The organism is Pseudomonas sp. BMS12, from assembly GCF_001592875.1.
In the GTDB taxonomy this organism is placed as follows: domain Bacteria; phylum Pseudomonadota; class Gammaproteobacteria; order Pseudomonadales; family Pseudomonadaceae; genus Aquipseudomonas.
Genome location: NZ_LSOF01000013.1, coordinates 178,328 through 190,094, shown reverse-complemented (window position 1 = coordinate 190,094; position 11,767 = coordinate 178,328). Strand labels below are relative to the sequence as shown.

Genomic DNA, 11,767 nt, shown 5'->3' with positions numbered 1-11,767 from the left:
CCGGGCCTTTTCGTATGCGTATCCGCTGCTCAATCCAGAGCTACCACCCTGAGTTCCTTAGGCATCGAGAACGTCACATTCTCCGGCCGACCATCCAGTTCTTCCGCACCGGTCGCACCCCAGCTGCGCAGCTTCTCGACCACTCCGAGCACCAGCACCTCTGGAGCCGAAGCTCCAGCAGTGATGCCGATGCGCTCAGTGCCCTCGAACCACTCCTGCCGAAGGTCTTCGGCGCCATCGATCAGGTATGCAGGGGTATCCAGGCGCTCGGCCAGTTCGCGCAAGCGGTTGGAGTTGGAGCTGTTCGGGCTGCCGACAACCAGCACCAGATCGCACTCGGCGGCCAGTTGCTTGACCGCATCCTGGCGGTTTTGGGTGGCGTAGCAGATATCGTCCTTGCGCGGCCCACCGATGCTGGGGAACTTGGCGCGCAGGGCGTCGATGACCTTGCTGGTGTCGTCCATCGACAGGGTGGTCTGGGTGACGAAGGCCAGGGACTCCGGGTTGCGAACCTGCAACTCGGCCACATCGGCTTCGTCTTCCACCAGGTAGATATCGCCGCCGTTGCTGCGGTCGTACTGGCCCATGGTGCCTTCGACTTCCGGATGCCCCTCATGACCGATGAGGATGCACTCGCGGCCGTCGCGGCTGTAACGCGCCACCTCCATGTGTACCTTGGTTACCAGTGGGCAGGTGGCATCGAAGACCTTGAGACCACGGCGCTCGGCTTCCTGACGTACGGCCTGGGAAACACCATGGGCGCTGAAGATGACGATGACGTTGTCCGGTACCTGGTCCAGCTCCTCGACGAACACGGCGCCACGGGCGCGCAGGTCCTCGACCACGAACTTGTTGTGCACCACTTCATGGCGCACATAGATCGGCGCGCCGAACACTTCCAGGGCGCGATTGACGATCTCGATGGCGCGATCGACGCCGGCGCAGAAGCCGCGGGGGTTGGCGAGTTTGATTTGCATACGGAGAGTCTCGGCGCGCGGTAAAGGCAATGGGGAGAGTGTACGCCTCTCCCGCGGAGGGATCAGGCCGGGCGAACTTCGATGATTTCCACGTCGAAGCTCAGGCGTTTGCCGGCCAGCGGGTGGTTGAAGTCGATGGTCACCTGCTGCTCGTCGAAGGCTTTGACCACCCCGGGCAGCTCGGTGTTGGCGGCGTCATTGAAGATCACCAGCAGACCTTCGGACAGCTCCATGTCGACGAACTGCGTACGCGGCATCACCTGTACGTTCTGCGGGTTGGGCTGACCAAAGGCATTCTCCGGCTCGATCTGCAGGCTGCGCTTGTCGCCGGCCTTGAAGCCGTACAGCGCCGCCTCGAAGCCGGGCAGCAGGTTGCCGTCACCGACCTTGAAGGTGGCTGGCGCCTTGTCGAAGGTACTGTCGACCACATCGCCGCTTTCCAGCTTGAGGGCGAAGTGCAGGGTGACTTCCTTGTCCGGACCAATACGCTGCTCAGTCATGGGCGGGCTCTCCGGACTTCTTGCTCTTGAACATATCCAGCGCCAGCATCACGGCGCCGACGGTAATGCCGCTGTCGGCCAGGTTGAAGGCCGGGAAGCGGTAACGATCCTGCCAGTGCACCAGGATGAAATCGACCACGTGACCAAGCACGATACGGTCGTACAGGTTGCCCAGCGCTCCGCCGAGCACCAGGGCCAGGGCGATGGCCAGCCAGGTTTCGTCGTGCTTGAGACGCTTCATCCACACCACCAGCACGGCGCTGACACAGACGGCGATCGCGGCGAACAGCCAACGTTGCCAGCCGGATTCGCCGGCCAGGAAGCTGAACGCAGCGCCACGGTTGTAGACATGAACCCAGTCGAAGTAGCCGTCGATCACGGTAACCCGCTGGCCGTACTCCAGTACCTGCAGCACGACCTGCTTGCTGCCCTGGTCGAGGACAAATACCAGCACCGCCAGCCACAGCCAGACCAGGCGACCGAAGCGCGCATCAGACATGCTTACGCACCTCGCCAGCACCTTCGATGTTGCTCACGCAACGCTCGCACAGCTCGGGATGGGCGGCGTTGGCGCCGACATCGGCACGGAAATGCCAGCAGCGACCGCACTTGGCGTGGGCCGACTTGACGATCTTCAGCTTGAGCCCGGCCAGTTCGGTCGCCACCGTATCGGTCGGGGCCTCGGCCAGCGGCGCGACGGCAGCCGCAGAGGTGATCAAGGCAAAACGCAGCTCGTCGCCCAGCTTGGCCAGGGTCGCCTGCAGCGACTCGTCGCCATACAGGGTAACTTCCGCCTGCAGACTGCCGCCGATGGCCTTGGCCGCGCGCAGGTTCTCCAGCTCCTTGTTGACCGCCGCCTTTACCGCCATGACCTGATCCCAGTACTCACGGTCCAGCTCGAAGCCTTGCGGCAGACGCTCCAGGCCTTCGTACCAGGTATTCAGCATCACCGACTCGTTGCGCTCACCCGGCAGGAACTGCCAGATCTCGTCGGCGGTGAAGGCCAGGATCGGCGCGATCCAGCGCACCAGGGCCTCGGCGATGTGGAACAGCGCGCTCTGGCAGGAGCGGCGCGCCACGCTGTCGGCAGCGGTGGTGTACTGACGATCCTTGATGATGTCGAGATAGAAACCGCCCAGCTCCTGCACGCAGAAGTTGTGCACCTTGGAGTAGACGTTCCAGAAACGGTACTCGCCATAGGCCTCGATGATCTCGGCCTGCAGACGGGCAGTGGCGTCCACCGCCCAGCGGTCCAGATCGAGCATCTGCTCGGCCGGCAGCAGGTCCTTGGCCGGGTCGAAGCCATTTAGGTTGGAGAGCAGGAAGCGCGTGGTGTTGCGGATACGCCGGTAGGCATCGGCGCTGCGCTGCAAGATGACCTTGGACACGGCCATCTCACCGGAATAGTCGGTGGAGGCGACCCACAGGCGCATGATGTCGGCGCCCAGGCTGTCGTTGACCTCCTGCGGCGCGACCACATTGCCGAGCGACTTGGACATCTTGCGACCATTCTCGTCGACCACGAAACCATGCGTCAGCAACGCCTTGTACGGGGCATGCCCGTCGATGGCGCAACCGGTCAGCAGCGACGAGTGGAACCAGCCACGGTGCTGGTCGGAACCTTCCAGGTACAAGTCCGCGCGCGGGCCGACCTCATGGCCCAGCGGGTGCGAGCCACGCAGCACATGCCAGTGAGTGGTACCGGAGTCGAACCAGACGTCCAGGGTGTCGCTGATCTTGTCGTACTGCGCGGCCTCGTCACCGAGCAATTCGGCGGCGTCCAGCTTGAACCAGGCCTCGATGCCTTCCTGCTCGACGCGTTTGGCGACTTCTTCCATCAACTCGACGGTGCGCGGGTGCGGCTCGCCACTGGCCTTGTCGAGGAAGAACGGGATCGGCACACCCCAGTTGCGCTGACGCGAGATGCACCAGTCCGGGCGCCCGGCGATCATGCTGTGCAGGCGCGCCTGGCCCCAGCTCGGCACGAACTGGGTCTGCTCGATGGCGCCCAGCGCGCGCTCGCGCAGGGTGCTGCCGTCATTGGCCTGCTTGTCCATGCCGACGAACCACTGCGCGGTGGCGCGGTAGATCAGCGGGGTCTTGTGCCGCCAGCAGTGCATGTAGCTGTGCTGGATGCTTTCGTGTTTGAGCAGCGCGCCAACTTCTTCAAGCTTGGCGACGATGGCCGGGTTGGCCTTCCAGATGAACTGCCCGCCGAAGAACGGCAGATCGGCCACGTACACACCGTTGCTCTGTACCGGGCTGAGGATGTCGTCATTGCTCATGCCGTAGTGCTTGCAGGAGCGGAAGTCGTCCTCACCGTAGGCCGGTGCCGAGTGGACGATACCGGTACCGGCGCCCAGCTCGACGTATTCGGCCAGATAGACCGGCGCGAAGCGCTCATAGAACGGATGGCGGAAGCGGATATTTTCCAGCGCCGAGCCGACCGCAGTTGCGATCACCTGGCCTTGCAGGCCATAACGTGCCAGGCAGCTCTCGACCAGCTCCTCGGCCAGCAGCAGCAGGCGCTCGCCGGCATCGACCAGGGCGTAGGTGAATTCGGGATGGACGTTCAGCGCCTGGTTGGCCGGGATGGTCCAGGGCGTGGTGGTCCAGATCACGATGGCGGCTGGCTTGGCCAGCTCGCTCAGGCCGAAGGCGGCGGCCAGCTGGGCGGCATCCTCGACCACGAAGGCGACGTCGATGGCATCGGACTTCTTGTCCTGATACTCCACCTCGGCCTCGGCCAGCGCCGAGCCGCAGTCGAAGCACCAGTTGACCGGCTTCAGGCCCTTGAACACGAAGCCCTGCTTGACCATCTCTGCCAAGGCGCGGATCTCCCCGGCTTCGTTGGCGAAGGCCATGGTCTTGTAGGGATTGTCCCACTCGCCGAGCACACCGAGACGGATGAAGTCGGCCTTCTGCCCCTCGATCTGCTCGCCGGCGTAGGTGCGGCAGCGTTCACGGGTGATGTCGGCCGGCTGATTCTTGCCGAAGGTGGTCTCGACCTTGTGCTCGATCGGCAGGCCATGGCAGTCCCACCCCGGCACATAGGGTGCATCGAAGCCAGCCAGGGTCTTGGAACGGACGATCATGTCCTTGAGGATCTTGTTGACCGCGTGACCGATGTGGATGCTGCCGTTGGCATAGGGCGGGCCGTCGTGCAGGACGAACTTCGGCCGGGTTGCACCGATCTCCCGCAGCTTCTGGTACAGACCAATGCTGTCCCAGCGCGCCAGGGTTTCCGGCTCGCGCTGCGGCAGGCCGGCTTTCATCGGGAAGGCAGTATCCGGGAGGTTCAGCGTGGCTTTGTAGTCGGTCATCTCAGGCTCTTCGATCAGTCAAGCGGTTGGCCAAGCCAGTAGGCCCGGGCGGCGGCGACATCCGCGTCAATCGCCGTCTTCAGCGCCTCCAGGGAGGCGAAACGCTGCTCGTCGCGCAGCTTGTGGTGGAATTCCACCGTCAGGCGCTGGCCATACAGGTCGCCAGCGTATTCCAGCAAATGCACTTCCAGGTGTGGGCTGCCATCCCCGTCCACCGTCGGCCGCTGGCCGATATTGGCCACGCCGTGCAGGCGGCGCTGCTCGTGCAGCGTACTGACCAGAAACACGCCCTGCAGCGGTGGCTTGCGCCGCTTGAGCTGCACATTGGCGGTCGGCGTACCGAGCTGGCGCGCCAGCTTCTGGCCATGCAGCACGCGCCCGGCCAGCGCATAGGGGCGCCCCAGCAGGCGCTCGGCCAGTTCCAGCTCACCGGCCTGCAAGGCCTGGCGCACACGTGTGCTGCTGATGCGCTCGCCATCCAACTCGACGGTCAGCGCCGCCTCGACACTGAAGCCGTGCTGCGCGCCGGCCTGCACCAGAAAATCGAAATCACCACTGCGACCGGCACCGAAACGGAAGTCGTCGCCGACCTCCAGATGCTGGATGCGTAGCCCGTCGACCAGTACCTGGCGCACGAACTCATCGGCAGACAGCTCACGCAGGCGCCGATTGAAGGCCAGGCACAACACCCGGTCGACGCCCTCGGCCGCCAGCAGTTCGAGCTTCTCGCGCAGCCGGGTCAGGCGCGCCGGCGCGGTGTCCGGGGCGAAGAACTCGCGCGGCTGCGGCTCGAAGATCACCACGCAGCTGGGCACGCCCAGCTCGATGGCGCGCTCGCGCAGGCGCGCCAAAATGGCCTGATGGCCACGGTGCACCCCATCGAAATTACCGATGGTGGCAACGCAGCCCTGGCTCAGCGGAAGCAGATTGTGGAGGCCTCGGACCAGCTGCATAGCATGCTACTTGCTTACAAAGTGGCCGATTATACGCACAGGCGGCTATCGGTGACAGGCAGCACGTCCGCCATCAGCCCACCGCCCGCCGGGCAAAATCACGCGGACGAAAGCCGAGCAGCAGCAAGGTGCCGAAATAAGCCAGCACTCCGGACGCCACCAGCGCCCCGAGACGCAACAGACGCATCAGCATGTCGCCCTGCCCCCAGGCGGGCATGAAGTGCAACACTGCCAGCAGCACCGCGACCATCACCGCAACCGCCGCCACCAGCTTGCACAGGAAGATCGTCCAACCCGGTTGTGGCTGGTACATACGTCGACTGCGCAACTGCCAGTACAACAGCCCGGCGTTCAGGCAGGCCGCCAGACTGATCGCCAAGGCCAGGCCGGCGTGCTTGAGGTCCAGACCAAAGACGAACAGCGCATTCATCGCCTGAGTTGCCAGCAGACTGACAATGGCAATGCGCACCGGTGTCTTGATGTTCTGCTGGGCGTAGAAACCGGGCGCCAGGATCTTGATCAGGATCAGCGCCAGCAGACCGACCGAATAGGCGACCAGCGCCTGCTGGGTCATGGCCGAGTCATGGGCAGTGAACTTGCCATATTGGAACAAGGCAACGATCAACGGCTCGGCAATGATCGCCAGGGCCAAGGTGCAGGGCAGCACCAGCAGGAAACACAGGCGCAAGCCCCAATCGAGCAGCTTCGAGTACTCCTCGCGGTCGGCACTGGCGTAGGTCTTGGCCAGCGCCGGCAGCAGAATGGTCCCCAGCGCCACGCCGAGCACACCGGACGGCAGCTCCATCAGACGATCGGCGTAATACATCCAGGACACCGAGCCCGCCACCAGGAAGGAAGCGAAGATGGTGTTGATGATCAGCGAGATCTGACTCACCGACACACCGAAGATCGCCGGCCCCATCTGCTTGAGCACCCGCCACACACCGGTATCGCGCAGACTCAGGCGCGGCAGCACCAGCATGCCGATTCTTTTCAGCGCCGGCAGCTGCCAGAGGAACTGCGCCAGGCCGCCCACCAGCACCGCCCAGCCGAGCGCCATGATCGGCGGATCGAAGTAGGGCGTAAGCCACAGGGAAAAGGCGATCATGCTGAGGTTCAGCAAGGTCGGCACGAAGGCCGGCACCGAGAAGCGGTTCCAGGTATTGAGCACCGCCCCGACCAGGGACGACAGCGAGATCAGCAATATATAGGGGAAGGTCACCCGCAACAGGTCGGTGGTCAGCGCGAAGCGCTCGGGCTCGTCGGCAAAACCGGGGGCGCTGATCCAGACGATCCAGGGCGCGGCGAGAATGCCGAGCAGAGTGACCAGGGCCAGTACCAGTGTCAGCAGGCCGGCGACATAGGCGAGAAAGGTGCGCGCAGCCTCTTCGCCCTGCTGCGTCTTGTACTCCGCCAGGATCGGCACGAACGCCTGGGAGAAGGCGCCCTCGGCGAAAATACGCCGCAGCAGGTTCGGCAGCTTGAAGGCCACGACGAAGGCATCGGACGCCACACCCGCGCCGAAGGTCCGCGCAATGATGGTGTCGCGAACGAAGCCCAGCACGCGGGAAAGCATGGTCAGGGAACTGACGGCAGCCAGGGATTTGAGCAGGTTCATGGAGTCTCGGTGATCCGCAATGCCGGTGCAGGCGCCCCGGCGATAGAGGCGAGGAGTGTAACCAGCCACCGCTGGTCAGGCCAGCTCAGCAAAACTGATTCAGGCTTGACAGATGCGCCAGGCATCGGAATAATTCGCGGCCTTATTTGTTTGCTATCCCCTTATTTTCAAGGAGCTTGACGGTGGCCAATACACCTTCTGCCAAAAAACGCGCCAAACAGGCTGAGAAGCGTCGTAGCCATAACGCCAGCCTGCGCTCCATGGTCCGCACCTACATCAAGAACGTGGTCAAGGCTATCGACGCCAAGGACCTGGAAAAGGCTCAGACCGCCTACACCCTGGCTGTACCTGTGATCGACCGCATGGCCGACAAAGGCATCATCCACAAGAACAAGGCCGCTCGTCACAAGAGCCGCCTGAACGGTCACATCAAGGCCCTGGCTACCGCCGCCTAAGATGTAACGTTCAAAAAAAACCGGCCTCTGGCCGGTTTTTTATTGCCTGCAATTCCTGCAGACACAAAAAAGCCGGGGAATCCCCGGCCTTTCCCTACTGGCTGGTCCAGGGCCTGATCGGGATCGCCGTCACCGCATTCTGCGGACTACCCTCGATGACCCGGTCGCTGTACACCAGATAAACCAGCGTATTACGCCGCTCATCGAAGAAGCGCACCACCTGCATGGTCTTGAACACCAGCGAAGTGCGCTCCTTGAACACCTCCTCGCCATCCTTCAACTTCTCGGCAAAGCGAATCGGCCCGACCTGGCGACAGGCAATGGAAGCCTCTGCGCGATCTTCTGCCAAACCAAGACCACCCTTGATGCCTCCGGTCTTGGCGCGCGACAGGTAACAGGTCACCCCCTCAACCTTGGGATCATCGAACGCCTCGACCACGATCTTGTCGTTCGGCCCCATCCACTTGAACACGGTGGAGACCTCACCAATTTCCTCCGCCTGCGCGCACAACGGCAGCAGCAGACACAAGCCCAGCAATCCCTTGATGCGCATTGCGCGCCTCCTCAGACCAGAATCAGATTGTCCCGATGCACCAGTTCCGGTTCATCGACATAGCCCAGTAACTGCTCGATGGACTCCGAGGAACGCCCGGCGATCTTCTGCGCCTCCAGAGCACTGTAGTTGACCAGACCGCGAGCCACCTCGCGCCCATCGGGCGCCACACAGACCACCATCTCACCGCGCCGGAAGCTGCCACGCACCTCCTTCACACCAACCGGCAACAGGCTCTTGCGGTCCGCCGTCAGCGCCTTGACCGCACCAGCATCCAGCACCAGAGTGCCGCGCGTCTGCAGATGACCCGCCAGCCACTGCTTGCGCGCCGCCAGCAATCCGCGCTCAGGCGCCAGCAAGGTACCCAGGCGCTCACCCGCCTTGAGACGATCCAGCACACGCTCGATGCGCCCACCCACGATGATGGTATGCGCACCGGAACGAGCAGCCAGACGCGCCGCACGCAGCTTGGTCTGCATACCGCCACGCCCAAGGGCGCCGCCGGTTCCGCCCGCCACTGCATCCAGGGAAGCGTCGTCGGCGCGCGCCTCGGAGATCAGTTGGGCATCGGGATTGTGCCGCGGATCGGCATCGAACATACCGTCGCGGTCGGTAAGAATCACCAGCAGATCGGCCTCGACCAGGTTGGCCACCAGCGCCGCCAGGGTATCGTTATCACCAAAGCGGATCTCATCGGTAACCACGGTGTCGTTCTCGTTGATCACCGGCACCACACCCAGCTCGACCAGGGTGCGCAAGGTGCTGCGGGCATTCAGGTAGCGCTTGCGATCGGAGAGATCATCATGAGTCAGCAATACCTGCGCCGTGTGCCGGCCATGCTCGGCAAAGCTGCTTTCCCAGGCTCGCACCAACCCCATCTGCCCCACAGCAGCCGCAGCTTGCAGCTCATGAATGGCACTAGGACGAGCGCTCCAGCCCAGGCTACTCATACCCGCAGCAACGGCACCGGACGACACCAGTACCAGCTCCACACCCGCCGCCCGCAGGGCAACCATCTGCTCGACCCACACCGCCATGGCGGCACGATCCAGGCCGCGCCCGTCGGCGGTCAGCAAGGCACTGCCAATCTTCACCACCCAGCGCCGCGCGCCGGTCACCTTGTCCCGCATGATGCCCTCTACCCCAAGCCAGTCAGCACAACGCCGCTATAAAGCGGCGCTGCACGATACCTACTCTCAGTCCCTGACGTAAATGATCTCGGGACCGTCTTCATCATCCTCGAAGTCATCCCAATCGTCATCATCACCCACATCATCGACACTCTTCAGACCCGCGCGGCGCAGTGCCCGCTTGTCATCCAGCGCCTGCAGACGGGCGCGCGCCTCGTCCTCGATGCGCCGATCCAGCTCGGCCAGGCTCGCGGCAAACGCCTCGTCCTCCGCCATACGCTCGGCTCGCTCGTCCATGTAGCGCATGATCGCCTGGGTCAGCGCCTCGGTACCCTCGCTCTCCAGGGCGGAAATCACGAATACCGGCCCCTTCCAGTCCAGTCGATCGACTACCGCCTGCACACGCTCTTCGTGCTCTTCTTCCAGCAACTGATCGGCCTTGTTCAGCACCAGCCAACGCTCGCGCTCGGCCAGCGCCGGACTGAATTTCTCCAGCTCGCGCACGATCACTTCAGCCGCATCGGCCGGATCACTCTCGTCCAGCGGCGCCATGTCCACCAGATGCAGCAACAGGCGAGTGCGCGCCAGGTGCTTGAGGAAGCGGATACCCAGACCAGCACCCTCGGAGGCGCCCTCGATCAGACCGGGAATATCGGCAATCACGAAGCTCTTGTAGCGCCCGACACTGACCACGCCCAGGTTTGGCACCAGGGTGGTGAACGGGTAATCGGCCACCTTCGGCTTGGCTGCCGATACCGAGCGAATGAAGGTGCTCTTGCCAGCATTTGGCAGGCCGAGCAGCCCCACATCGGCCAACACCTTGAGCTCCAGCTTGAGATCGCGGGCATCACCCGGCTTGCCCGGCGTAGTCTGCCGCGGCGCACGGTTGGTGCTGGACTTGAAGCGAGTGTTGCCCAGACCATGCCAACCGCCCTGCGCCACCAGCAGACGCTGACCCGGCTTGGTCAGGTCGCCGATGATTTCCTGGGTCGCTGCATCGATCACCGTGGTACCAATCGGCACCGGCAGAATCAGATCATCACCCTTGGCGCCAGTACACTCGGTACTGCCACCCTTCTCACCATTCTTGGCATTGAAGCGGCGGGTATAGCGATAGTCGACCAGGGTATTCAGGTTCGGATCAGCCTCCATGAACACGGAACCGCCGTCACCGCCATCGCCGCCGTTGGGGCCACCCTTCTCGATGAATTTCTCCCGGCGGAAACTCATCATGCCGTTACCGCCGTCGCCGGCTTTTACAAATATCGAAACTTCATCGACGAATTTCATTGGATCGCCTCCCGCCGCGACAGCGGGCTAGTGAACAGAAAACACAGGATACACAGAAACAAAAAAGCCCCGTCGCGAGACAGGGCTTCTTCAGCAAACGCAACCTTAGGCGGTCACGATGCTCACGTAACGGCGGTTGAACTCGCCCTTTACGTCGAACTTGATCACGCCGTCGACTTTCGCGAACAGGGTATGATCCTTGCCCATGCCAACGCCGTAACCGGCGTGGAACTGGGTGCCGCGCTGACGCACGATGATGTTGCCGGCCTTGATGACCTGGCCGCCATACATCTTCACGCCAAGGCGTTTACTTTCTGAGTCGCGGCCGTTACGAGTACTACCGCCAGCTTTTTTGTGTGCCATGAGTCAAATCTCCTATAAAGGGATCAGGCCTGGATGCCAGTGATCTTGATTTCGGTGAACCACTGACGGTGGCCCTGACGCTTCATGTGGTGCTTACGACGGCGGAACTTGATGATGGTCACTTTGTCATGACGGCCCTGGCCAACCACTTCAGCGACAACCTTGGCGCCATCGACAACCGGAGCGCCGATTTTCACGTCGTCACCGTTGCCAACCAGCAGAACGCGGTCGAAAGTCACGGATTCGCCAGTAGCGATTTCCAGCTTCTCGACCTTGAGGAATTCACCTTCGGCGACTTTGTACTGCTTGCCACCGGTAACAATTACTGCGTACATGGATTTATCTCCGTTAAACCTGCTCACCCGACTCTTTATAGGAAGAGTTATTGGCCGGCATGGCTGCATGGGGCCGGAACTGACGCCCGTGCAATTGCGTAAGGCAGGGAGTGCCCATAGAAGTTAGGGGCCGCGATTGTACGGAAAGCCGCAAACCCGCGCAAGCCCCGCCAGGCCTCGCCTTGACAGTCCAGAACCCGCCCCCTAGCATGCCGCGCAGCCCGTCCCTGTGGGCTCGCCCCGCAAAATCTGCCCTCACCGACAATGGTA

General features: G+C 62.9%; 12 protein-coding genes. 1 reads left to right on the top strand and 11 read right to left on the bottom strand.

From position 1 onward, the window contains the following. Positions 1-29: 29 nt before the first annotated feature. From ispH to murJ, 6 genes are all read right to left on the bottom strand, one after another. Entirely contained in the window at positions 30-977 is a 948-nt protein-coding gene (ispH, locus tag AYB31_RS13330) for a 4-hydroxy-3-methylbut-2-enyl diphosphate reductase (protein ID WP_068829175.1), read from the bottom strand. A gap of 62 nt (positions 978-1,039) precedes the next feature. Further along, entirely contained in the window at positions 1,040-1,477 is a 438-nt protein-coding gene (fkpB, locus tag AYB31_RS13325) for an FKBP-type peptidyl-prolyl cis-trans isomerase (RefSeq protein ID WP_068829174.1), read from the bottom strand. Further along, a complete protein-coding gene (lspA, locus tag AYB31_RS13320) occupies positions 1,470-1,976 on the bottom strand; it encodes a signal peptidase II (RefSeq protein WP_068829173.1) in 507 nt (168 codons plus the stop codon). The genes fkpB and lspA overlap by 8 nt, the downstream gene beginning before the upstream one ends. Continuing rightward, positions 1,969-4,800: an isoleucine--tRNA ligase gene (gene ileS / locus AYB31_RS13315; protein ID WP_068829172.1), complete on the bottom strand. Its 2,832-nt coding sequence runs from the start codon at positions 4,798-4,800 to the stop codon at positions 1,969-1,971. The genes lspA and ileS overlap by 8 nt, the downstream gene beginning before the upstream one ends. 14 nt (positions 4,801-4,814) lie before the next feature. After that, complete coding sequence (ribF, locus tag AYB31_RS13310) at positions 4,815-5,753, bottom strand: bifunctional riboflavin kinase/FAD synthetase (RefSeq protein ID WP_068829171.1); 939 nt, start codon at positions 5,751-5,753, stop codon at positions 4,815-4,817. Positions 5,754-5,826: 73 nt separating this feature from the next. After that, positions 5,827-7,371, bottom strand: a complete 1,545-nt coding sequence (murJ, locus tag AYB31_RS13305; protein WP_068829170.1) for a murein biosynthesis integral membrane protein MurJ — start codon at positions 7,369-7,371, stop codon at positions 5,827-5,829. A 182-nt stretch (positions 7,372-7,553) separates the two neighbouring features. Here murJ and rpsT point away from each other — a divergent pair, with 182 nt between their 5' ends. Beyond that, positions 7,554-7,826: a 30S ribosomal protein S20 gene (gene rpsT / locus AYB31_RS13300; RefSeq protein WP_068829169.1), complete on the top strand. Its 273-nt coding sequence runs from the start codon at positions 7,554-7,556 to the stop codon at positions 7,824-7,826. Between the two features lie 94 nt (positions 7,827-7,920). On the opposite strand, the gene AYB31_RS13295 is transcribed toward rpsT, so the two are convergent. The 5 genes from AYB31_RS13295 to rplU form a co-directional block, all read right to left on the bottom strand. Then, on the bottom strand, positions 7,921-8,379 hold the full coding sequence (locus AYB31_RS13295; protein ID WP_068829168.1) for a CreA family protein: 459 nt from the start codon (positions 8,377-8,379) through the stop codon (positions 7,921-7,923). 11 nt (positions 8,380-8,390) lie between these two features. Next, positions 8,391-9,509, bottom strand: a complete 1,119-nt coding sequence (gene proB / locus AYB31_RS13290) for a glutamate 5-kinase (protein WP_068829167.1) — start codon at positions 9,507-9,509, stop codon at positions 8,391-8,393. Positions 9,510-9,575: 66 nt separating this feature from the next. Next, complete coding sequence (cgtA, locus tag AYB31_RS13285; RefSeq protein ID WP_068829166.1) at positions 9,576-10,799, bottom strand: Obg family GTPase CgtA; 1,224 nt, start codon at positions 10,797-10,799, stop codon at positions 9,576-9,578. 105 nt (positions 10,800-10,904) lie between these two features. Beyond that, on the bottom strand, positions 10,905-11,162 hold the full coding sequence (rpmA, locus tag AYB31_RS13280; RefSeq protein WP_043308927.1) for a 50S ribosomal protein L27: 258 nt from the start codon (positions 11,160-11,162) through the stop codon (positions 10,905-10,907). A gap of 23 nt (positions 11,163-11,185) precedes the next feature. Continuing rightward, positions 11,186-11,497, bottom strand: coding sequence for a 50S ribosomal protein L21 (gene rplU / locus AYB31_RS13275; protein ID WP_068829165.1), 312 nt, complete (start codon positions 11,495-11,497; stop codon positions 11,186-11,188). Positions 11,498-11,767: the final 270 nt, after the last annotated feature.